We start from the raw sequence: 22,675 nt of genomic DNA, 5'->3' as shown, positions 1-22,675 counted from the left end.
CTGCCGGGTCGGCCAGAATGGAGGGATGCCCGAGGGAGACACGGTCTGGCTGACCGCGCACCGACTGCACGCCGCGCTGGCCGGCCGCCCGCTGCAGCGTACGGATCTGCGGGTGCCCAGCCTGGCGACGGTGGACCTGGCGGGCCGCCGGGTACTGGAGGTGGCCGCACGCGGCAAGCACCTGCTGACGAGGCTGTCCGACGGCCTGACCCTGCACTCGCACCTGCGGATGGACGGCTCCTGGCACCTGTACGGCCCCGGGGAGCGGTGGCGGGGCGGGCCGGCGCATCAGGTGCGGGCGGTGCTGGAGACGAAGGAGCGGGTCGCGGTCGGCTACCGGCTGCCGGTGCTGGAACTGCTGCCGACCGCCGAGGAGGACGAGGTGGTCGGGCACCTGGGTCCTGATCTGCTCGGGCCGGACTGGGACGCGGCGCGGGCGCTGAGACGGCTGGCGGCGAGCCCGGACCGGCCGCTAGGGGAGGCGCTGCTCGACCAGCGGAATCTGGCCGGGGTGGGCAACGTCTACGTGTCGGAACTGTGCTTTCTGCGCGGGGTGACCCCGTGGACGCCGTTCGGGGAGGTACGGGTGCCGGAGAAGCTGGTGGTACTGGCGAAGCGGCTGCTGGAGGCGAACCGGTCACGCCCCGGGCACGTCACGACCGGGGACACCCGGCGGGGCCGGACGAACTGGGTGTACGGCCGGGAGGGGCGGCCGTGTCTGCGCTGCGGCACCCCGGTCAGGGGCGGGCGGCATGGCCGGGAGGATCAGCGCCGGGCGGCGTACTGGTGCCCGCGTTGCCAGCCCGGCCCGGCGCCCGGCGACGGCTGACCGTCCGGGCAGCAGTGGCGGGTACGGCGTGCAGGGGTATCAGGCCGAGGCTCCAGCCCGCCATGGCCGCCGCGCCCTCCCACGGCCCCGCGGCCTGCGGCCGGACCGCCAGTCGCAGCACCACCCACCACCACAGCAGCCCGCCCACCACGGCGACGACCCACCGACCGACCCGCACCGACCGTCGGCGCGCGCCCCCGCCCCGGTCCAGGCCCCGCTCACGACCCCGCTCACGGCTCGGGCCCCGGCCGTCCGCGCGGTTCGCACGCCGCCCCGTGCCCCGTTGCCCGGCCCTGCCCCGTATCGCCGCGCGCACAACGCTTTGCCCCCGCAGCCGAAGTACACGCATCGCCGCCTCCTCGCCCCGGCCCCCCGGGCCCCTGCGGGGCCCGGACAGTCTTCCCGGCCCCGAGGTCAGGTACTGCCGCGTCCTACCCGTCCGGCAGCCGCTCGTTCGGACCTTCTGCGCCCGGAACGCCCGGCGCCGCCTCTCCGACGCTAACGGGGTGAGCCGCTCGGTGCGCGAGATCAACGCCCACGCGACCGGCAGCCTCCGGGGCCCGGCAGACACCGTGCTCGACCCCGCCACCGACTCACCGCCGGTCTACGGCCAGGGGGACGGCCAGGGGGAAAGCCAGGGGAAAGCCGCCTCGGGGAATCCGCCCGGACCAGACCGTCGACCGCCTCGCCGCCCTCGCCACGGAATCCGGACGCCGCGCGAGGGCGTATCCGGTCCACGGCCTGTCGCGGCACACCGACGACCGAGGTCCGACCGCGTGCGGCGGCCTCCACGGATCTCGTCCGTGGAGGCCGCCGCATACGGTGTAACCCGGCCGTTCCTGCGGCTCAGCGCCTTGCGGGGGTCGCTGTCCGGCTCAGACGTTCTCCGCCTGGAACATCCAGTGCTGCTTTTCGAGCTGGGCGGTGATGCCGATGATGAGGTCCTGCGTCACCGGGTCCGGCTCGTCGGTGGACTCGATGCGTTCCCGCATCCGGGTGATGACCGAGCCCAGGGCGGCGACCATGATCTCGACCACCTCGGCGTCCTTGACCCAGCCGTCGGTCACCGTGTCGATGCCGCTGGTCTTGGCGACCGTCCCGGCGCGGCCGTCGGGGGAGATGCCGAGGGCCGAGGCGCGCTCGGCGATGGTGTCGGACGCGGTGCGGGCCGCCGACACCACCTCGTCCAACTGGAGGTGGATGGAGCGGAACCGCGGTCCGATGATGTTCCAGTGCACCTGCTTGGCCACCAGCGAGAGGTCCACCAGGTCCACCAGTGCGCCTTGCAGAGCGTCACCGACGGTCTTCAGGGACTGCTGGGACAGAGGGCTTTTCACGACAGTCATGCGCTGTTCTCCTCGCGGATCGACGCGTTCAGGTCCGGTTCATCCCCCGCTGACCCTCTTCGCCTACCCTGCCTTGGCGGCGTACACATGGCAAAGCGCGGCGGCCCGTCCCGGGGACATGTCCCGGGCGGGCCGCCGCGCGAAGTGTGAGAGGAACAGGGAAGTGTGAGAGGAACAGGGGAGGGGGCCGGAGCCCCGGCCTAGGCGGCGACGACGTCGACGGCTTCGGCGGGCTTCTTGGGGGCCTTGATGGTGATCCGCTCGTCCGGACCGGAGGAGGCCACGGAGGTGACGGAAGTGACAGACGTGACCGCGCCCAGCAGGGGCCGCATCGGCGCGGCGGTGGTCTCGGTGGCCGCGGACTGCGAGAGCTCGGCGAGTGACAGATCGTCGCTGACCTCACGCATGACCTCGGACATCGGCACGTCCAGGGCTTCGCAGATCGCCGAGAGCAGTTCGGAGGACGCCTCTTTCTGCCCCCGCTCGACCTCGGACAGATAGCCGAGCGAGACCCGGGCGGACGAGGAGACCTCACGCAGGGTGCGGCCCTGGCGCTGGCGCTGCCGACGCAGCACGTCACCAAGCAGGCGACGGAGCAGGATCATCGGTGGCTCCCTCCTCGGACCGCGTAACCGCATCTGCCTGGCCCCACCGTACCGCCTCCGGCACCGGCCGTGCGGGGAGCCGAGACGTGTTCACTCAGGGCTGTAAACATCCCTTCCCCCCGACCTCTTCCCTATCCTCCGCGCCCGGACTCGTACCGGGACCGTTATCAGAGACTCTGGCCGAATCCCGGATGCGCAACCGTACTCCTCCTCAAGCGCGCGGCGAGCAGTTCCAGGACCGCGGCCACCGAGGCGTCGCGGATCGCGGTACGGTCACCGGTCAGGCTCAGTTCCACGGCCACCACAGTCCCCGCGCTCTCCACCCCCTCGGCACCGGCCGCCGGCCAGCCCGCCGGAGCCGGCGCCGCCATCGCACCGGCACCGCCCGCCGGAACCGGCCCCGCCACCGCCACGAAGACCGTGCCGACCGGCTTGCCGTCCTGCGGATCGGGGCCCGCGACTCCGGTCGTGGAGATACCCCAGTCCGCGCCGAGCCGGTCCCGTACGCCCGCGGCCATCTGCCGGGCCACTTCGGCGTCCACGGCGCCGCGGGCGGCCAGCAGGGCGGCGTCGACTCCGAGGATCTCGTGCTTGAGGGCGGTCGCGTAGGCCGTCACCGAGCCGCGGAAGCTGCGGGAGGCGCCGGGCACCGCGGCCAGTTCCGCGGCCACCAGACCGCCGGTGAGGGATTCGGCGACGGCCAGCGTCCAGCCGTGCTCCGCCAGCAGCCGCAGCACCTCGCGGGCCGCCGTCATGCGCGCCGCTCCCGTTCGGCCGCCAGTCCGGCCCGCCGCAGCACGACGGCCTGCCGTACGTAGTCCAGGCCGGTCACCACCGTGAGGATCACCGCAACGACCATCAGCCAGGCCCGGATGGTGGCCAGCGGCCCGGTCAGCACCAGGATGTACATGCCGACCGCGACCCCCTGCGCCAGCGTCTTGAGCTTGCCGCCCCGGCTGGCCGGGATGACGCCGTGCCGGATCACCCAGAACCGCATCAGCGTGATGCCCAGCTCGCGGACCAGGATCACCACCGTCACCCACCAGGGCAGGTCGCCCAGCGCGGACAGTCCGGCCAGCGCCGCGCCCATGATGGCCTTGTCGGCGATCGGGTCGGCGATCTTGCCGAAGTCGGTGACCAGGCCGTAGCGCCGGGCCACTTCGCCGTCGAACAGGTCGGTGATCATGGCGATCGCGAAGGCCGCCCAGGCGAAGGACCGCCAGGCCGGGTCGTGCCCGTCGCCGTGCACCAGCAGCAGGACGAAGCCCGGCACCAGCACCAGTCTGATCATCGTCAGCAGGTTGGCGACGTTCATCAGCCGGGCCTTGGGCTCCGCCGGGTCGCCGAGGTGGTCGGCGGCGGCCGAGGCCCCGGTGGGCGCCGGCGGGCGTACGGATCCGTTCGCGGTCACCGGCCCGACCGGCGGAATCGGCCCGGCCAGGGACGGCACGGACTCGGCGGCCGACACCGACACCGCCGCCGCCGTCGTCGAAGCCGCCGAAGCCGCCGAAGCCGCCGAAGCCTTTGACGGAGCGGACGGGCCGGACGGTGCCGGCGAAGGCGTGGCTGAGGGCGCCGGCGAAGGCGACACGGAAGGCCGCGAGGGTGGTCCTGGGGGCGGTGTGGACGGGGACGCGGACGCGGGCGTGGAGGAGGCTCCGCTCATCTGCCCACCTCGTCGTCCCCGTGACAGGTCTCCTGCACACCCAGCGGCTCGGCGATCAGGTCGACGCCCTCCGTACCGGTCACCTTCGCGGTGACGAACGTCCCGACGGCAGGCTCCCACCGGCTTCCGGCCGGGGTCAGGACGACCTGGCCGTCGGTCTCCGGCGCCTGGTGGTCGGCCCGCCCGGTGACCTCGCCGGTCTCCTCGTCCACTGCCTCGACCAGCACCCGCACCGTGGAGCCCAGCCGTTCCTCGGCGCGCTGCGCGGTCAGTTCCTCGGCGAGCCGGGAGACCCGGGCCAGCCGGGCCGCCACCACGTCCTCGTCGAGCTTGCGGTCGTACGTGGCCGCCTCGGTGCCTTCCTCGTCGGAGTAGCCGAACACCCCGATGGCGTCCAGCCGGGCCGAGCCGAGGAAGCGTTCCAGCTCCGCCAGGTCGTCCTCGGTCTCGCCGGGGAAGCCGACGATGAAGTTGGACCGGACGCCCGCCTCGGGCGCCTTGGCCCGGATGGTGTGCAGCAGATCCAGGAAGCGGTCGGTGTCGCCGAAGCGGCGCATGGCGCGCAGGACGGCGGGGGCCGAGTGCTGGAAGGACAGGTCGAAGTACGGGACCACGCCCGGCGTGGCGGTGAGCACCTCGATCAGGCCGGGACGCATCTCGGCGGGCTGGAGGTAGCTGACCCGGATGCGTTCGATGCCGTCCACCGCGGCGAGCTCGGGCAGCAGGGTCTCCAGCAATCGGATGTCGCCGAGGTCCTTGCCGTAGGAGGTGTTGTTCTCGCTGACCAGCATCACCTCCTTGACGCCCTGCCCGGCGAGCCAGCGGATCTCGCCGACGACGTCGGAGGGGCGGCGCGAGATGAAGGAGCCGCGGAAGGACGGGATCGCGCAGAAGCTGCACCGGCGGTCGCAACCGGAGGCGAGCTTCACGGAGGCGACCGGGCCGGAGTCCAGCCGGCGCCGCAGCGGGGCCCGCGGCCCCGACGCGGGGGCGACGCCCGCCGGCAGGTCGCGGAGATCGGCGGCCGGGCCCTGCGGGGCGGCCGATCCGCCGGGAGCGGCCGGGTCGTCCGAGGCCGCCGCCCCGTCGGGAACAGCGGCCCGGTCCTCCGCCGCCCCCTGTCCGTGCCCCGGCAGCGCCACGCGCGCCTGCTGCCGCTCCGCCGGGCTGACCGGCAGCAGCTTGCGCCGGTCGCGCGGGGTGTGCGACGCGTGGACGCCGCCGGCCAGGATCGTCCGCAGCCGGTCGGAGATGTCCTCGTAGTCGTCGAAGCCGAGCACTCCGTCGGCTTCGGGGAGGGCGTCCGCCAGCTCCTTGCCGTACCGCTCGGCCATGCAGCCCACCGCCACCACGGCCTGTGTGCGGCCCTGCCCCTTGAGGTCGTTGGCCTCCAGCAGGGCGTCCACCGAGTCCTTCTTGGCCGCTTCCACGAAGCCGCAGGTGTTCACCACCGCCACGTCGGCGTCGGACGCGTCGTCCACCAGCCGCCAGCCGTCCGCCGCGAGCCGGCCGGCGAGTTCCTCGGAGTCCACCTCATTGCGGGCGCAGCCGAGCGTGACAAGAGCGACGGTACGGGGTTCGGGCATGAGCCCAGACTACCCGCAGGGGGTACGGCCACCTGTACGCGGCGGTTCGAACACCGCCGCGCACACATCAGCCCTGGGTGGGGTCGCCCGGGGTGTAGGTGAGGTGGGCGACCTGTCCTTTGGAGCCGGCCAGGCCGATGTCCTTGCCGTTGACGAACAGCTGGACGGCGCCGGCGTTGCCCACCACCAGCTTGATCTTCCTGTCGTCGGTCCAGGTCACCGACTCGCCCTTCTTCAGCGAGTTCTGGAACAGCTGCTTGCCGTTCCCGTCGGTGGCCTGGATCCAGCTGGTGCCGCCCTCGGCGCTGGCCTTGACGGTGACCTTGCCGGGCGGGGCCGCCGCGATGGCGCTGCCGGACGGCACCGGGGGCTTCGGTACGCCGTTGGCCTGCGGTGACCGGCCGGAGGGGCCGGTGGAGCTCGGGGAGGCGGTGGGCGAGGTGGCGGAGGTGTCGCCGTCGCCGCCGTCGCCGGACACCACCGTGTAGCCGACGAAGCCCACCACCGCGACGATCGCGGCGACCATGGCGGCGGTCCAGTTGGGGCGGCGCGGTTCGGAGCGGATCCGCTCGGCCTCGTACAGCGGCGCCACGGGGGCGGGGGCGGTCTCGGCGGAGTGCTCGGCCGCGTACTGCTCGACGAGCGGTTCGGGGTCGATCCCCACGGCGCGGGCGAGGGTGCGGATGTGGCCGCGCGCGTACACGTCACCGCCGCAGCGGGAGAAGTCGTCCTGTTCGATCGCCTGCAGGATCGGGACGCGGACCCGCGTGGTGGTGCTCACCGCGTCGACGGACAGGCCCGCGGCGATACGGGCCTGGGCGAGGGCACGGCCGACCGAGGGCCGGTCGTCGGGGGGCGAGTTGCCGATGGACACGAGAGCGCCTTTCGAGCGTGCAGCCACCTGCTGGAAGTTCAGTCTAGGGGTGGTTCGAAACACGGGGGCAACCGGACGGCCGGTATGTGTCCGCCACTCGGGCTGCGGCGGGCCGCTTCACCCGTGAGAACTGGACGTGTGGGGCGGAGGAACGGTTACCCGGGAACGTGCCCCGACTCCTGCCGGGGCACACGTCCCGGCGGCGTTCGCCATGCGCCCGGGGGACGCCCGGGACAGTCCTACGACACTCCTCCGCCACGGATCACCGCGAGTACGCCGTCCAGCTCGTCGGCCGTCACCATGACATCGCGCGCCTTGGACCCCTCGCTGGGGCCGACAATGCCGCGCGACTCCATCAGGTCCATCAGCCGGCCGGCCTTGGCGAAGCCGACCCGCAGCTTGCGCTGGAGCATCGAGGTGGAGCCGAACTGGGTGGAGACCACCAGCTCCGCGGCCTGGCAGAGCAGGTCCAGATCGTCGCCGATCTCCTCGTCGACCTCCTTCTTGGGGGCGCTGCCGACCGTGACGTCGCTGCGGTAGCGCGGCGTGAGCTGCGCCTTGCAGTGGTCCACGACCTTGGCGACCTCCTCCTCGGTGACGAAGGCGCCCTGCATGCGGATCGGCTTGTTCGCGCCCATCGGCAGGAACAGTCCGTCACCCTTTCCGATGAGCTTTTCGGCCCCCGGCTGGTCCAGGATGACCCGGCTGTCGGCGAGCGAGGAGGTGGCGAAGGCCAGCCGGGAGGGCACGTTGGCCTTGATCAGACCGGTGACGACATCGACGCTGGGCCGCTGGGTGGCGAGCACCAGGTGGATTCCGGCCGCGCGGGCCAGCTGGGTGATCCGGACGATGGAGTCCTCCACGTCGCGCGGCGCGACCATCATCAGGTCGGCCAGCTCGTCCACGATCACCAGCAGGTACGGATACGGCGTCAGCTCGCGCTCGCTGCCCTCGGGGGTCCTGGCCTTCCCCGAGCGCACCGCGGCGTTGAAGTCGTCGATGTGCCGGAAGCCGTACGCGGCGAGGTCGTCGTAGCGCAGGTCCATCTCGCGCACCACCCACTGCAGCGCCTCGGCGGCCCGCTTTGGATTGGTGATGATCGGGGTGATCAGGTGCGGGATGCCCTCGTACGCGGTCAGCTCGACGCGCTTGGGGTCGACCAGGACCATCCGGACCTCGTCGGGGGTGGCGCGGGCCATGACCGAGGTGATCAGGCAGTTGATGCAGGAGGACTTGCCGGAGCCGGTGGCGCCGGCGACCAGGACGTGCGGCATCTTCGCGAGGTTGGCCATCACATAGCCGCCCTCGACGTCCTTGCCGAGCGCCACCGTCATCGGGTGCACCTCGCCGGCCGCCTCGGCGGAGCGCAGGACGTCGCCCAGGTTGACCATCTCGCGGTCGCTGTTGGGGATCTCGATGCCGACCGCGGACTTGCCGGGGATCGGGCTGATGATCCGTACGTCGGGGCTGGCGACGGAGTAGGCGATGTTCTTGGCGAGCGCGGTGATCCGCTCGACCTTGACCGCGGCGCCCAGCGCGACCTCGTAGCGGGTGACCGTCGGGCCGCGGGTGAAGCCGGTGACCGTCGCGTCGACCTTGAACTCCTTGAAGACCTTTGTGAGCGAGGCCACCACCACGTCGTTGGCGGCGCTGCGGGTACGGCCGGGGCCGCCGCGTTCCAGCAGGTCGAGGGAGGGCAGGGCATAGGTGATGTCGCCGGCGAGCTGGAGCTGCTCGGCGCGGGGCGGCAGCGGCACGCCCGCGCCCGGGTCGTCCATGTGCTTGGTCAGGTCGGGGACGGCGCCGCCGGCCGCGGACGCCGCCGCGTACCCGGGGTACCCGGCGTCCCCGGTCTCGTCGCCGTCCTCGCCCTCCTCCGCGCGGGCGGCCGGCACCTGCTTCCTGACCCGGCCGGTGAGGTCGGCGACCAGGGGCGAGGGCTGGACGCCGTGCAGCAGTGCGCCGTCCAGCGCGGCAGCGGCGGCGGCGGCCACGTCGACGGCGTCGGGGCCGTCCCCCGGCCCGGCGCGCCGCCTGGGCCTGCGCCGCGGCCTGGGCTCGGCGGCGCCCTCCAGCGCGCCGTCGCGGTCCACGTCGTACGGGTCCGCGTCCGGGTCGACCGGCGTCCTGCTGAAGCGCAGCGGCAGCCGCCGTACCGGTGACTCGTCCTCGGGCGTGCCGGACTGCCCGCCCTCGCCGAAGAGGTCCTCCAGTGGTACGGCCTCGGGGTCCGGCGCCGGCGCGTACAGGCCGAGCTTGGTGCCCGCGTACCGCAGCCGCTGCGGGATGGCGTTGACCGGGGTCGCGGTGACCACCAGCAGGCCGAAGACGGTGAAGAGCAGCAGCAGCGGTACGGCCAGGGCGGCGCCGACGGTGTGGAGGAAGGGGGCGGCTGCGGCCCAGCCGATCAGTCCGCCGGCGTCCCGCATGGCCTGGGCGCCTTCGCTGCGGCCCGGGGAGCCGCAGGCGATGTGGATCAGGCCGAGCAGGCCGATGACGAGCGCGGACAGGCCGATCACGATCCGGCCGTTGGCCTCGGACCGCTCGGGGTGGCGCATCAGCCGGACGGCGACCGCGCCGAGCAGAAGGGGCACCAGCAGGTCGAGCCGGCCGAAGGCGCCGGTGATCAGCATCGTCACCAGGTCGCCGACCGGGCCGTCCAGGTCGGACCAGGTGCCGGCGGCGACCACCAGAGTCAGGCCCAGCAGCAGCAGCGCCAGGCCGTCCTTGCGGTGCGCCGGGTCCAGGCCGCGGGCGCCGCGCCCTATGCCGCGGAAGACCGCGCCGACGCCGTGGGCGAAGCCGAGCCAGACCGCGCGCACCATGCGGTAGAGGCCGTTGGTCGGTGAAGGGGCGGGTTTCGGCGCGGGTCTGGGCGCGGTTCTGGCCGCCGCCGCCTTCTTGGCGGGAGCGCTCTTTCCCGCGGGTCTCTTGGCCGCGGGCTTCTTCGCCGCTGGCTTCGCCGGGGCTTTCTTGGCGGTGCCGGACGTACGGGAGGCCATGGAGGCGAGGTTACCGCCCTTCGGCCGGGGGGCATGCCCGCCGCCGGATACGCCCGTTCGTGTCGGGTCGCGCCGATGAGATGATTGACGCCACGTCACCAGCCGCCCGGCAGCGGTATTCCCGCCGTTCACCGTCCGGCCCGCCGACCACCGGCTCCCCGGCCCGGAGCCCCGACCGCGGGCCCCGACCGCCGGTGACGCGGCCCGGCCGCCGCGCACCCGTCGTGGCGGCCGGTGAACGGCCGCCGGTCCACGGGCAGGCGCCAGGCGGGTCCGTCGCCGGCGGCGCCGGACACCGGATCGCACCCCGGGGTCCGTCGTTCGGATCGCCGCGGCGCCGCGGGACCCGCACCCGCACGTCTGCCGTGCCGCGCTCTCGTCGGTCGACGACGGACCCTAGTCGGAGTTCTGCTGCCTGATGACGCCGCCCCCGGTGCCGGGCTCCAACGCGTCCAGGGCCCGCCGCAGTCCGGTGAGCTTGCGCTCCAGGTGCGCGGCGGTGGCCACGGCGGCGCCGTCGCCGGACTCGTTGAGCTGCTTGGCGAGCGCTTCGGCCTGCTCCTCGACCGCGGCCAACCGGGCGGACAGTTCGGCGATGATGCCCACCGACTCCTTGCCCTTGCCGCCGTTGATCCCGGCGCCGACCGGCAGGCCCTGCTCCAACTGGAGCCGCAGCAGCGCCGCCTGCTCGCGCAGCTGGCAGTTCTTCATGTAGAGGTCCACGAAGACCGACACCTTGGCCCGCAGCACCCACGGGTCGAACGGCTTGGAGATGTAGTCGACCGCGCCGGCCGCGTAGCCGCGGAAGGTGTGGTGCGGCCCGTGGTTGATCGCGGTCAGGAAGATGATCGGGATGTCCCGGGTCCGCTCCCGCCGCTTGATGTGCGCCGCGGTCTCGAATCCGTCCATGCCCGGCATCTGGACATCGAGCAGGATCACCGCGAAGTCGTCGGTCAGCAGCGCTTTGAGCGCTTCCTCCCCTGACGATGCCCGCACCAGGGTCTGATCGAGCGCCGAGAGAATGGCCTCCAGCGCCAGCAGATTCTCCGGCCGGTCATCGACCAGGAGGATCTTGGCCTTCTGCACCATGGCCCGCCCTCCTCGCCCCGGTCCTGTGCCGGTCGCCGCCCCCGGGGACAGCTCCGTCATGCCGCCCGTCCTTGTGCCGGTCATGGTAGCCGCACCCCGTCGTTCGCCACACCCTGTCACCGCCAGGTCACTCAACACACACCGAAAACGTAGGCGGGGACCAGAAGGTTCCCTGATTCCGACGCCCCCACACCTCATCCGACAAACGGGTCGGCGAAGAATACGCCTTGCCTGGCCGCCCGCGCCTGCCGACACGCCGGCCGGGCGGCGGGGCCACCCGTTCGGCGACCCACCGAGCCGTACCGGCCCGCACGCCGGTCAGCGTGCGTGCATCCACTGTTCCATGAGCGTGAGCAGATGATCGGTGTCCACGGGCTTCGTCACATAATCCGACGCTCCTGAGTCGATGGCCTTCTCCCGGTCCCCCTTCATCGCCTTGGCGGTCAGCGCGATGATCGGCAGCCCGGCGAACTGCGGCATCTTCCGGATCGCCGAGGTCGTGGCGTAACCGTCCATCTCCGGCATCATGATGTCCATCAGCACCACGGCGATGTCGTCGTACTGCTCCAGGACCTCGATGCCCTCCCGGCCGTTCTCGGCGTAGAGCACCGTGAGGCCGTACTGCTCCAGCACGCTGGTGAGCGCGAAGACGTTGCGGATGTCGTCGTCGACGATCAGCACCTTCTCGCCGCTGAAGCCGCCGACGAAGCCCGGGTACCCTTCCCCTTGCGTGTCGTCCGACCACGGCTCGGGCAGCTCGCCCGCGCTCTGCCGCTCGCCCTGGCCACCGCCCTGGCCGCCATAGCCGTTGGCGGCGGCGGCCGGCGGCAGCGCCGATCGGCGGCGCAGCCGGGCCAGGCTGCTGCCGGGGCTACGGGTACGCCCCTGGCCGCCCTGGTCGAACTCCGAGCCGTAGCCGCCGGCCGGCAGCTGCGGTACCGCGGGCGGCACCTCGCCGAGGCTGAGCGGCAGGTACAGCGTGAACGTCGAGCCGCGGCCGGGCTGGCTGTCGGCGTGGATCTCGCCGCCGAGCAGCCGGGCGATCTCACGGCTGATCGACAGCCCCAGACCCGTGCCGCCGTACTTGCGGCTGGTGGTGCCGTCGGCCTGCTTGAACGCCTCGAAGATCACCCGCATCTTGCCGGCCGCGATACCGATACCGGTGTCGGTCACCGAGAAGGCGATCAGCGGCTGGTCGACCCCCCGCAGGGTGCCGGCCTCCAGCAGCTGCTCGCGGATCGACTGCGGCACCTCGGGACCGGCCGGGCGGATCACCAGCTCCACCGAGCCGCTGTCGGTGAACTTCACCGCGTTGGACAGCAGGTTGCGCAGCACCTGGAGCAGCCGCTGCTCGTCGGTGTGCAAGGTGACCGGCAGCTCCGGGGAGACCCGTACCGAGAAGTCCAGGCCCTTCTCCGCGGTGAGCGGCCGGAAGGTGGCCTCCACGTAGTCGACCAGCTGCACCAGGGCGATCCGGGTCGGCGAGACGTCCATCTTGCCGGCCTCGACCTTGGACAGGTCCAGGATGTCGTTGATCAGCTGCAGCAGGTCGGAGCCGGCGCCGTGGATGGTCTGCGCGAACTCCACCTGCTTCGGCGACAGATTGCCGTCGGCGTTGTCGGCGAGCAGCTTGGCCAGGATCAGCAGCGAGTTGAGCGGGGTGCGCAGCTCGTGCGACATGTTGGCGAGGAACTCCGACTTGTAGCGCATCGAGACCGCGAGCTGCTCGGCGCGCTCCTCCAGGACCTGCCGGGCCTCCTCGATCTCGGTGTTCTTCACCTCGATGTCACGGTTCTGCCGGGCCAGCAGCTCGGCCTTGTCCTCCAGCTCGGCGTTGGACATCTCCAGGGCGCGCTGCCGGCTCTCCAGCTCGGCCGAGCGCTCCTGCAGCTGCTCGGTCAGCTCCTGGGACTGCTTGAGCAGCCCCTCGGTCTTGGTGTTGACCGAAATGGTGTTGACACTGATCGCGATGATGTCGGTGATCTGGCTGAGGAAGTCCTTCTGGATCTGGGTGAACGGCTGGAACGCGGCCAGTTCGATCACGCCCAGCACCCGGCCCTCGAACAGCACCGGCAGCACGATCACGTGGGACGGCGGCGCCTCCCCGAGCCCCGAGGTGATCTTGAGGTACCCGGGCGGTGCGTGCTCGATCAGGATGCTGCGCTTCTCCACCGCGGCCTGCCCGATCAGCCCCTCGCCGGGCAGGAACACCGTGGACATCGACTTCCGGGAGAAGCCGTAGCTGCCCATCAGGTGCAGCTCGTACTCCTCGCCGGCCTCCGTGGTGTCCTCGGTCAGGAAGAACGCGCCGTGCTGCGCGGAGACCACCGGGGTCAGCTCGCTCATGATCAGCGCCGCCACGTCGCCCAGGTCGCGGCGGCCCTGCATCAGGCCGGAGATACGGGCCAGGTTGCCCTTGAGCCAGTCCTGCTCCTTGTTGGCCAGGGTGGTCTCGCGCAGCCGGACGATCATGGTGTTGATGTAGTCCTGGAGTTCCAGGATCTCGCCGGCCGCGTCCACGTCGATCCGCAGGTTCAGGTCGCCGCGGGTCACCGCGGTGGCGACCTGGGCGATGTTGCGGACCTGGGAGGTGAGGTTGTTGGCCATCAGGTTCACCGACTCGGTGAGGTCCTTCCAGATGCCGGAGACGTCCGGCACCCGCGCCTGACCGCCCAGGCGGCCCTCGGTGCCGACCTCGCGGGCCACCCGCGTCACCTCGTCACCGAAGGCCGACAGCTGCCCGACCATGGTGTTGATGGTGGTCTTGAGCTCCAGGATCTCGCCCCGGGCGTCCACGTCGATCTTCTTGGACAGGTCGCCGCGGGCGACCGCCGTGGTGACCTGCGCGATCTGCCGCACCTGGCCGGTCAGGTTGGACGCCATGCCGTTGACGGACTCGGTCAGGTCCTTCCAGGTGCCCGCCACGCCCGGCACCCGCGCCTGGCCGCCGAGGATGCCCTCGGTGCCGACCTCACGGGCCACCCGCGTCACCTCGTCACCGAACGCCGACAGGGTGTCCACCATCGTGTTGATGGTGTTCTTCAGCTCAAGGATCTCGCCCCGGGCGTCCACGTCGATCTTCTTCGTCAGGTCGCCGTTGGCGACCGCGGTGGCCACCGAGGAGATCGACCGGACCTGGCTGGTCAGGTTGTTGGCCATCAGGTTGACGTTGTCGGTGAGGTCCTTCCAGATGCCCGAGGCGTCCCGCACCCGCGCCTGGCCGCCGAGCTGGCCCTCGGTGCCGACCTCGCGGGCCACCCGCGTCACCTCGTCGGCGAACGCCGACAGGGTGTCCACCATCGTGTTCACCGTGGTGACCAGCGCCAGGATCTCGCCCTTCGCGTCGACGGTGATCTTCCGCGACAGGTCGCCCTGGGCGACCGCGCTGGTCACGTCGGCGATGTTGCGCACCTGGGACGTCAGGTTGTTCGCCATGAAGTTGACGGACTGGGTGAGGTCCTTCCAGGTACCGGAGACGCCCTTGACCTCGGCCTGGCCGCCGAGGATGCCCTCCGTGCCGACCTCGCGCGCCACCCGGGTGACCTGCTCGGCGAAGGACGACAGCTGGTCGACCATCGTGTTCAGGGTGTTCTTCAGCTCAAGGATCTCGCCCTTGGCGTCCACGTCGATCTTCTGCGACAGGTCGCCGCGCGCGACGGCCGTGGCGACCTGCGCGATGTTGCGGACCTGACCGGTGAGGTTGCCGGCCATGAAGTTCACCGAGTCGGTCAGGTCGCGCCACACCCCGGCCACGCCGGGCACCTGCGCCTGCCCGCCCAGCCGCCCGTCGGTGCCGACCTCGCGCGCCACCCGGGTGACCTGCTCGGCGAAGGACGACAGCTGGTCGACCATCGTGTTGATGGTGTTCTTCAGCTCGAGGATCTCGCCCCGGGCGTCCACGTCGATCTTCTGCGACAGGTCGCCGCGCGCGACCGCGGTGGTGACCTGCGCGATCTGCCGCACCTGGGACGTCAGGTTGCCGGCCATGAAGTTGACGGAGTCCGTCAGGTCCTTCCAGGTGCCGGAGACCCCGTCCACCCGGGCCTGCCCGCCGAGGCGGCCCTCGGTGCCCACGTCGGTGGCCATCCGGGTCACCTGCGCGGAGAAGGAGCCCAGCTGGTCCACCATCCGGTTGACGGTGTTCTTCAGCTCCAGCATCTCGCCGGAGACGTCCACCGTGACCTTCTGCGACAGGTCGCCACCGGCCACCGCCGTCGTCACCTGCGCGATGTCCCGCACCTGAGCCGTCAGGTTCCGGAACGCGGTGTTCACCGAATCGGTGAGGTCCTTCCAGGTACCGGCCGCCCCGGACACCTGCGCCTGCCCGCCGAGGATGCCCTCGACGCCGACCTCGCGGGCCACCCGCGTCACCTCGTCGCCGAAGGAGGACAGCTGCCCGACCATCGAGTTGACGGTGTTCTTCAGCTCCAGCATCTCGCCGGAGACGTCCACCGTGACCTTCTGCGACAGGTCGCCACCGGCCACCGCCGTCGTCACCTGCGCGATGTCCCGCACCTGAGCCGTCAGGTTCCGGAACGCGGTGTTCACCGAATCGGTGAGGTCCTTCCAGGTGCCCGCCGCGCCGGGGACCTGTGCCTGCCCGCCGAGCTGGCCCTCCGCACCGATCTCGCCCGCGACCCGCGTCACCTCGTCGGCGAAGGTGCGCAGCGTCTCGGTCATCGCGTTGATCGTCTCGGCGAGCTGCGCGACCTCGCCGCGCGCCCCGATGGTGATCTTCTGCGTCAGGTCGCCGTTGGCGACCGCCATCGTCACCTGCGCGATGTCGCGCACCTGGGCCGTCAGGTTCCCGGCCATGCCGTTGACGGACTCGGTCAGGTCCTTCCACACCCCGGCCACACCCGGCACCTGGGCCTGCCCGCCCAGCTCACCCTCGGTACCGACCTCGCGGGCCACCCGGGTGACCTCGGAGGAGAAGGAGGACAGCTGGTCCACCATCGAGTTGACGGTGTTCTTCAGCTCCAGCATCTCGCCGGCCACGTGCACGGTCACCTTGCGGGACAGGTCGCCCTTGAGCACCGCCTGGGTGACCAGCGCGATGTCGCGGACCTGCGCGGTCAGCCGGTACGCCATGGTGTTCACCGAGTCCGTCAGGTCCTTCCAGGACCCGGACATCCCGCGCACCTTGGCCTGGCCGCCGAGCTTGCCCTCGGTGCCGACCTCGCTGGCCACCCGCGTCACCTCGTCGGTGAACGCCGACAGCTGGTCGACCAGCCCGTTGACGGTACGGCCGACCTTCAGGAACTCCCCGCGCAGCGGATGCGCCGACCCGTCGGCGTTCTGCGCCCGCAGGTCCATCCGCTGCACCAGGTCGCCCTCGGCCACCGCCGACAGCACCCGGCCGACCTCGGACACCGGCCGCACCAGGTCGTCCACCAGCGCGTTGGACGCCTCGATCGCCGCCGCCCAGGCGCCCTCGCAGGCCCCGGTCTCCAGCCGTTCCTTAAGCTTGCCCTCGCGGCCGACCACCCGCCGTACCCTGGCCAGCTCCCCGGTAAGGTGCTGGTTACGGTCCGCGACCTCGTTGAAGACGGCCGCGATCTCGGCCATCGCCCCGTCGCCGGACACCATGAGCCGCTTGCGGAAGTTGCCGTCCCGCATCGCGGCCAGCGCCCCGAGCAGCTTGGTGAGCGCGGCCGAATCGACCTCTACGGTCCCGCTGCCACGGGATCGCCCGTTCTTCGTACGCGTGACTGTGCCCCGCGCCGATGCGCCAGACTCCACCGTGTCCCTCCTGGAGGGTCGACCGACCTGCGGATGTGCAAGCTTGCTGCTGTACGAGCAAGCCCAGTGTTTCACCATGGCCCCGCCCGGCCATAACAGTTCGGCACCATCGCATATGCAACGCGGCACGTTTCCGGGTGGAAACACCCGCAACCGGCGCACGCCGCGTCCCTGCGGGTCAGTAACCTGGCTCTGGTGTCGGGGGTCTGCCCCCCGACGGGCGCACACCTCCAGGAGCCGGCGATGAGAGTCCAGCAGCGCGGCGCCACCTCGACGGGCACGGCCACCGCGCCCGTCAGGCCACGAGCAGCAGTGAGGAGACCGGTGATCACGGCGCGGGCAGCGGCCAGCTTCGAACCTGTCGGGCGGTCGGTCGCCGTTGCCCGGGCGTTCGTCCGCGACACCCTGCACGGCTGGGGCTTCGCCGACGTGGTGGACGACGCGGTGGTCCTCACCAGCGAACTCGTCACCAACGCGGTGGTGCACGCCGGCACCGCGGCCGACGTGACCTGTCTGCGGTACGAGACCGCGGTCCGCGTCGAGGTCTCCGACCACTATCCCGAGCGCGAGATCCCGATGCAGCCGCGCAGCCGGCAGTTCCGCGACGGCGACAGCGAAGGCGGCCGGGGCCTGCTGCTGTGCGCCGCGCTGGCCAGCCGCTGGGGCGTGGAGTACACCGCCGCGGGCAAGGACGTCTGGTTCCAGCTCGACCTGCCCGAGCGCCCCGCGGGCACCCGCTCGGCCGGCCCCGTGCTGCCGATCGCCGAGCTGCCGGTCGCCGACGAACGGGTCCGGGTCGCGGTCGTCCAGGCCGACAACCGCGGCACCGTCACCCGCTGGAACGACGACGCCGCCGAGCTCTTCGGCCACACCCCCGCCGACATACTCGGCAGGTCGCTGGCCAACATCACCGCCTGGCCGCAGACCCCCGGCACCGGCATCGGCCTCGCCGAGGCACTCCAGCTCTCCCGCTGGGAGGGCACCTACGGCCTGCGGGACGCCGACGGGCGCGTACTGCCTGTCTACGGCTCCCACCTGCGGGTCCGCGACAGCGCCGGCGAGCCGTCCACGGTGTGCCTGCTGGTACGCGCCGAGGAGCGCGCCGTCCTGCAGAGCCCGACCCGCGGGCCGGCCCACTCCGACTCCGGCCTGACCCAGCGCGGCAGGAGCACCGACGCCTTCGAGGTCTTCATCGGCTCCCCGGCCCCCGACGACCTCGACGGCCTGCTCCAGCGGACCGTGGAGCGCGCCCGCGACATGCTCGACGGCGACGCCGCCTACCTGCTGCTCGCCACCGACGACGAGACCGAGCTGGAGGTACGCGCCTCCACCGGCCTGCCCTCGGGGCGGCAGCGCTTCGCCCGGGTCCCCGTGGAGGCCGGCACCGGCCGCTACGGCAGCGCCCGGATGCCCGCCGTGCACGAGGACCTCACCGCCGTCCCCGGCGCCGTACCGCTGCTGTCCGGCACCGGCATGCGCTCGGTCGTCACCGTGCCGCTGAAGGTCGAGGGCCGCCTCACCGGCTCCATCGGGGTCGCCGCCGAGGCCCCGGGCCGCTACTCCAACCAGGAGGCGCTGCGGCTGCAGTTCGCCGCCGACCGGATCGCGCTGGCCGTGGAGAGCGCCCGCCTCACCGAACTGGAGCGGCTGCGCCGCGGCTCGCTGTCCTTCCTGGTCGAAGCCTCCGACCTGCTGGCGGGCACGCTGGAGCGGGACCAGACGCTCGCCCTGATGGCACAGATGACCGTACCGACGCTGGCCAGCTGGTGCGCCGTCTACACCATCGCCGAGCAGTCGCAGTCGGAGCCGGAGCTGGCCTTCGTCCTCCATGAGGACGAGGACCGCATCGACGGCATCAAGGCGCTGCTGTCCCAGGTACGGCCGCCCGACCCGGACCCCACCCCCGGCGCCCGTATCTGGACCGACCCCTCGGACGTGGCCCACTCCAGCGCGCTGCGCGCGTCGCTGCGCAGCCTCGGCGTCGGAGCGGCCTCCGCGGCGCGCAACCGCCCGGCGAACACCCCCGGCGTCCAGCTGGCCACGGCCGCGGCGGTCGGCGGCGAGACGGTCGTCCTGCCGCTGGTGGCCCGCAACCGCGTCATCGGCATGCTCACCCTCGGCAAGCCCACCGACGAGCGCTTCCGCCAGGAGATCCTGGAGCTCGCCGAGGACCTCTCCCGGCGAGCCGCCCTGGCTCTGGACAACGCCCGCCTCTACAGCGAGCGCACGGCCATCAGCCAGGCCCTCCAGCGCAGCCTGCTGCCGCCGGAGCTGCCCCACGTGCCCGGTGTCGAGGTCGAGGTGGTCTACCGCGCGGCCGGCGAGGGCAACGAGGTCGGGGGCGACTTCTACGACCTCTTCCCGATCCGCGACGGCTGCTGGGGCTTCGCCATCGGCGACGTCTGCGGTACGGGCCCGGAGGCCGCCGCCGTGACCGGTCTGGCCCGGCACGCACTGCGGCTGCTGGCCCGCGAGGGCTTTGGCGGCCCCGCGGTCCTGGAGCGCCTCAACGCCGCCATCCTGGACGAGGGCGCCCGCAGCCGGTTCCTCACCCTCCTCTACGGCGAGCTGTGGCCGCAGCACGACGGCAGCGCGGTGCTCCGCATGGTCTGCGCCGGCCACCCGCTGCCGCTCCGGCTGCGTCCGGACGGCACGGTGGAGCCCGCCGCCGAGCCGCAGCCGCTGCTGGGCGTCATGGACGACCTGGAGCTGTTCGAGCAGTCGATCACGCTCGACCCCGGAGACGTCCTGCTGTGCGTCACCGACGGCGTCACCGAACGCCGCGAGGGCACCCGGATGCTGGGCGACGACGGGCTCGCCGAAGTCCTGGCCACCTGCACGGGGCTGACGGCGGGCGCGGTCGCGGCGCGTATCCAGCGCGCGGTGGAACGGTTCGCCTCCGACGCGCCCTCGGACGACATGGCGATCCTGGCGATGCGCGTACCCAAGTAGGACCCCTCGCGGGGTCCGGTTCCGGACCGGACGCCGGTCAGACCCGGATCAGGCCCGCATCAGACCCGGCAAAAAGGTGAGGCCCCCGCCCTATAGCGGAGGCCTCACCTTTAAGAGCCCCAATACGGAATCGAACCGTAGACCTTCTCCTTACCATGGAGACGCTCTACCGACTGAGCTATTGGGGCGGGACAACGAAAAGATCGTAGCGCATGAACGGGTGTGCGGTGAAACACCGGCCGGGCCGTAGCCGGCGGTACGGTCGCCGGTCGGTCAGATCAGTCCGCCGAGGGCATTGCACGCGTCGGCGACGTGCGTCAACTCCCGCTGGGTGATCCCGGAATGCACCGGCAGCGACAGGCTGTCCGCGGCCACCAGCTCGGTCTGCGGCAGTACGGCCCCCGACCGGTGCGCCGGCATGCGGCGCATTGGCACCGGCACACTCACCGTCGCCTTGACCCCGCGTACGGCCAGGGCCCGCGCGAAGGCGTCCCGGTCCGGCCGGCCGTTCCCCGGCGCCCGGACCGTGTACAGGTGGTACAGGTGGTGGGCGCCCGGCGCGATGTAGGGCACGATCACCCCGGTCGGAGTCCCGGCACGAAAGAACGTGAAGTAACGGGAAACAAAAATGCCGTGGTCCCCGAGACAAAGCTCGGAGACCACGGCATTCATAATATTTGTTCGGCGGTGTCCTACTCTCCCACAGGGTCCCCCCTGCAGTACCATCGGCGCTGAAAGGCTTAGCTTCCGGGTTCGGAATGTAACCGGGCGTTTCCCTAACGCTATGACCACCGAAACACCACGAAACACACACCACCCCACACACCCCACAAAAACAGGAGCAGGGAATACGGCGGCTGATTGTTTCAGAACCACACAGTGGACGCGAGCACACATGGACAAGCCCTCGGCCTATTAGTACCGGTCAGCTCCACCCCTCACAAGGCTTCCACATCCGGCCTATCAACCCAGTCGTCTACTGGGAGCCTTACCCCATCACGTGGGTGGGAGCCCTCATCTCGAAGCAGGCTTCCCGCTTAGATGCTTTCAGCGGTTATCCCTCCCGAACGTAGCCAACCAGCCATGCCCTTGGCAGAACAACTGGCACACCAGAGGTCCGTCCGTCCCGGTCCTCTCGTACTAGGGACAGCCCTTCTCAAGACTCCAACGCGCGCAGCGGATAGGGACCGAACTGTCTCACGACGTTCTAAACCCAGCTCGCGTACCGCTTTAATGGGCGAACAGCCCAACCCTTGGGACCGACTCCAGCCCCAGGATGCGACGAGCCGACATCGAGGTGCCAAACCATCCCGTCGATATGGACTCTTGGGGAAGATCAGCCTGTTATCCCCGGGGTACCTTTTATCCGTTGAGCGACGGCGCTTCCACAAGCCACCGCCGGATCACTAGTCCCTACTTTCGTACCTGCTCGACCCGTCAGTCTCACAGTCAAGCTCCCTTGTGCACTTACACTCAACACCTGATTACCAACCAGGCTGAGGGAACCTTTGGGCGCCTCCGTTACCCTTTAGGAGGCAACCGCCCCAGTTAAACTACCCACCAGACACTGTCCCTGATCCGGATCACGGACCGAGGTTAGACATCCAGCACGACCAGAGTGGTATTTCAACGACGACTCCACCACGGCTGGCGCCGCGACTTCACAGTCTCCCACCTATCCTACACAAGCCGAACCGAACACCAATATCAAGCTATAGTAAAGGTCCCGGGGTCTTTCCGTCCTGCTGCGCGAAACGAGCATCTTTACTCGTAGTGCAATTTCACCGGGCCTATGGTTGAGACAGTCGAGAAGTCGTTACGCCATTCGTGCAGGTCGGAACTTACCCGACAAGGAATTTCGCTACCTTAGGATGGTTATAGTTACCACCGCCGTTTACTGGCGCTTAAGTTCTCAGCCTCGCCACACCCGAAGGCACGACTAACCGGTCCCCTTAACGTTCCAGCACCGGGCAGGCGTCAGTCCGTATACATCGCCTTACGGCTTCGCACGGACCTGTGTTTTTAGTAAACAGTCGCTTCTCGCTGGTCTCTGCGGCCACCCCCAGCTCACACCGCACGGGCGATCACCAGAAATGGCCCCCCTTCTCCCGAAGTTACGGGGGCATTTTGCCGAGTTCCTTAACCATAGTTCACCCGAACGCCTCGGTATTCTCTACCAGACCACCTGAGTCGGTTTAGGGTACGGGCCGCCATGAAACTCGCTAGAGGCTTTTCTCGACAGCATAGGATCATCCACTTCACCACAATCGGCTCGGCATCAGGTCTCAGACACATGTCACCCGGATTTACCTGAGCAACGCCCTACACCCTTACCCCGGGACAACCACCGCCCGGGCTGGACTACCTTCCTGCGTCACCCCATCGCTTACCTACTACTTCCCTGGACCAGCGGCTCCACCACTCCCACCTCATCCGAAGACTCAGCAGGCGGCTTCACGGCCTTAGCATCAGAAGACTCAGTACTGGGCGTTCCAAAGCGGGTACCGGAATATCAACCGGTTGTCCATCGACTACGCCTGTCGGCCTCGCCTTAGGTCCCGACTTACCCTGGGCAGATCAGCTTGACCCAGGAACCCTTAGTCAATCGGCGCAAGAGTTTCCCACTCTTGTATCGCTACTCATGCCTGCATTCTCACTCGTGAACCGTCCACCACTGCCTTACGGCGCAGCTTCACCCGGCACACGACGCTCCCCTACCCATCACAGCCCCCGTTAGGAGTCAATACTGCAATGACACGACTTCGGCGGTACGCTTGAGCCCCGCTACATTGTCGGCGCGGAATCACTTGACCAGTGAGCTATTACGCACTCTTTCAAGGATGGCTGCTTCTAAGCCAACCTCCTGGTTGTCTCTGCGACTCCACATCCTTTCCCACTTAGCGTACGCTTAGGGGCCTTAGTCGATGCTCTGGGCTGTTTCCCTCTCGACCATGGAGCTTATCCCCCACAGTCTCACTGCCGCG

Annotated in this window: 12 protein-coding genes, 1 tRNA gene and 2 rRNA genes (1 of these 15 cut by a window edge); 2 read left to right on the top strand and 13 right to left on the bottom strand. The window is 70.5% G+C overall.

The genetic code is table 11. The features are described from left to right. Window positions 1-25: 25 nt before the first annotated feature. Window positions 26-829, top strand: a complete 804-nt coding sequence (locus RLT57_RS24435; protein WP_311299408.1) for an Fpg/Nei family DNA glycosylase — start codon at window positions 26-28, stop codon at window positions 827-829. A gap of 875 nt (window positions 830-1,704) precedes the next feature. On the opposite strand, the gene RLT57_RS24430 is transcribed toward RLT57_RS24435, so the two are convergent. The 9 genes from RLT57_RS24430 to RLT57_RS24390 all read right to left on the bottom strand — a co-directional run bounded on the left by RLT57_RS24430 (window position 1,705) and on the right by RLT57_RS24390 (window position 16,739). Continuing rightward, on the bottom strand, window positions 1,705-2,175 hold the full coding sequence (locus RLT57_RS24430) for a Dps family protein (protein ID WP_311299407.1): 471 nt from the start codon (window positions 2,173-2,175) through the stop codon (window positions 1,705-1,707). A gap of 200 nt (window positions 2,176-2,375) precedes the next feature. Further along, window positions 2,376-2,780, bottom strand: coding sequence for a helix-turn-helix domain-containing protein (locus RLT57_RS24425; protein WP_311299406.1), 405 nt, complete (start codon window positions 2,778-2,780; stop codon window positions 2,376-2,378). Window positions 2,781-2,947: 167 nt separating this feature from the next. Then, complete coding sequence (locus tag RLT57_RS24420) at window positions 2,948-3,535, bottom strand: CinA family protein (RefSeq protein ID WP_311299405.1); 588 nt, start codon at window positions 3,533-3,535, stop codon at window positions 2,948-2,950. Next, window positions 3,532-4,191, bottom strand: coding sequence for a CDP-diacylglycerol--glycerol-3-phosphate 3-phosphatidyltransferase (gene pgsA, locus RLT57_RS24415; protein WP_311299404.1), 660 nt, complete (start codon window positions 4,189-4,191; stop codon window positions 3,532-3,534). The genes RLT57_RS24420 and pgsA overlap by 4 nt, the downstream gene beginning before the upstream one ends. Before the next feature lie 251 nt (window positions 4,192-4,442). Continuing rightward, entirely contained in the window at window positions 4,443-6,032 is a 1,590-nt protein-coding gene (gene rimO / locus RLT57_RS24410) for a 30S ribosomal protein S12 methylthiotransferase RimO (protein ID WP_311299403.1), read from the bottom strand. A gap of 67 nt (window positions 6,033-6,099) precedes the next feature. Then, on the bottom strand, window positions 6,100-6,906 hold the full coding sequence (locus tag RLT57_RS24405; protein WP_311299402.1) for a helix-turn-helix domain-containing protein: 807 nt from the start codon (window positions 6,904-6,906) through the stop codon (window positions 6,100-6,102). Between the two features lie 239 nt (window positions 6,907-7,145). Then, window positions 7,146-9,908, bottom strand: a complete 2,763-nt coding sequence (locus RLT57_RS24400) for a DNA translocase FtsK (protein ID WP_311299401.1) — start codon at window positions 9,906-9,908, stop codon at window positions 7,146-7,148. A 396-nt stretch (window positions 9,909-10,304) separates the two neighbouring features. Beyond that, window positions 10,305-10,997, bottom strand: coding sequence for a response regulator (locus RLT57_RS24395; protein ID WP_311299400.1), 693 nt, complete (start codon window positions 10,995-10,997; stop codon window positions 10,305-10,307). A gap of 318 nt (window positions 10,998-11,315) precedes the next feature. Next, window positions 11,316-16,739: a HAMP domain-containing protein gene (locus RLT57_RS24390; protein WP_311299399.1), complete on the bottom strand. Its 5,424-nt coding sequence runs from the start codon at window positions 16,737-16,739 to the stop codon at window positions 11,316-11,318. A gap of 324 nt (window positions 16,740-17,063) precedes the next feature. On the opposite strand from RLT57_RS24390, the gene RLT57_RS24385 reads away from it, so the two are divergent. Next, on the top strand, window positions 17,064-19,691 hold the full coding sequence (locus RLT57_RS24385) for a SpoIIE family protein phosphatase (RefSeq protein ID WP_311300849.1): 2,628 nt from the start codon (window positions 17,064-17,066) through the stop codon (window positions 19,689-19,691). A gap of 115 nt (window positions 19,692-19,806) precedes the next feature. On the opposite strand, the gene RLT57_RS24380 is transcribed toward RLT57_RS24385, so the two are convergent. From RLT57_RS24380 to RLT57_RS24365, 4 genes are all read right to left on the bottom strand, one after another. Continuing rightward, a tRNA-Thr gene (locus RLT57_RS24380) sits at window positions 19,807-19,879 on the bottom strand. Window positions 19,880-19,964: 85 nt separating this feature from the next. Further along, window positions 19,965-20,354: a DegT/DnrJ/EryC1/StrS family aminotransferase gene (locus RLT57_RS24375; RefSeq protein WP_311299398.1), complete on the bottom strand. Its 390-nt coding sequence runs from the start codon at window positions 20,352-20,354 to the stop codon at window positions 19,965-19,967. A gap of 16 nt (window positions 20,355-20,370) precedes the next feature. Beyond that, window positions 20,371-20,487, bottom strand: a 5S ribosomal RNA gene (gene rrf / locus RLT57_RS24370). Window positions 20,488-20,586: 99 nt separating this feature from the next. Further along, window positions 20,587-22,675: ribosomal RNA gene (locus tag RLT57_RS24365) — 23S ribosomal RNA — on the bottom strand; it runs 1,038 nt beyond the window's last position.

Source organism: Streptomyces sp. ITFR-21 (assembly GCF_031844685.1).
Taxonomy (GTDB): Bacteria; Actinomycetota; Actinomycetes; order Streptomycetales; family Streptomycetaceae; genus Actinacidiphila.
Note: the sequence above shows the minus strand (reverse complement) of the source record. Positions and strands in the feature narration are given on the sequence as shown.

Coding starts and splice junctions, on each gene's coding strand:
- RLT57_RS24420 (WP_311299405.1), bottom strand. CDS start 3,535: ATGACGGCGGCCCGCGAGGTGCTGCGGCTGCTGGCGGAGCACGGCTGG.
- RLT57_RS24425 (WP_311299406.1), bottom strand. CDS start 2,780: ATGATCCTGCTCCGTCGCCTGCTTGGTGACGTGCTGCGTCGGCAGCGC.
- RLT57_RS24430 (WP_311299407.1), bottom strand. CDS start 2,175: ATGACTGTCGTGAAAAGCCCTCTGTCCCAGCAGTCCCTGAAGACCGTC.
- RLT57_RS24435 (WP_311299408.1), top strand. CDS start 26: ATGCCCGAGGGAGACACGGTCTGGCTGACCGCGCACCGACTGCACGCC.
- RLT57_RS24395 (WP_311299400.1), bottom strand. CDS start 10,997: ATGGTGCAGAAGGCCAAGATCCTCCTGGTCGATGACCGGCCGGAGAAT.
- rimO (WP_311299403.1), bottom strand. CDS start 6,032: ATGCCCGAACCCCGTACCGTCGCTCTTGTCACGCTCGGCTGCGCCCGC.
- RLT57_RS24400 (WP_311299401.1), bottom strand. CDS start 9,908: ATGGCCTCCCGTACGTCCGGCACCGCCAAGAAAGCCCCGGCGAAGCCA.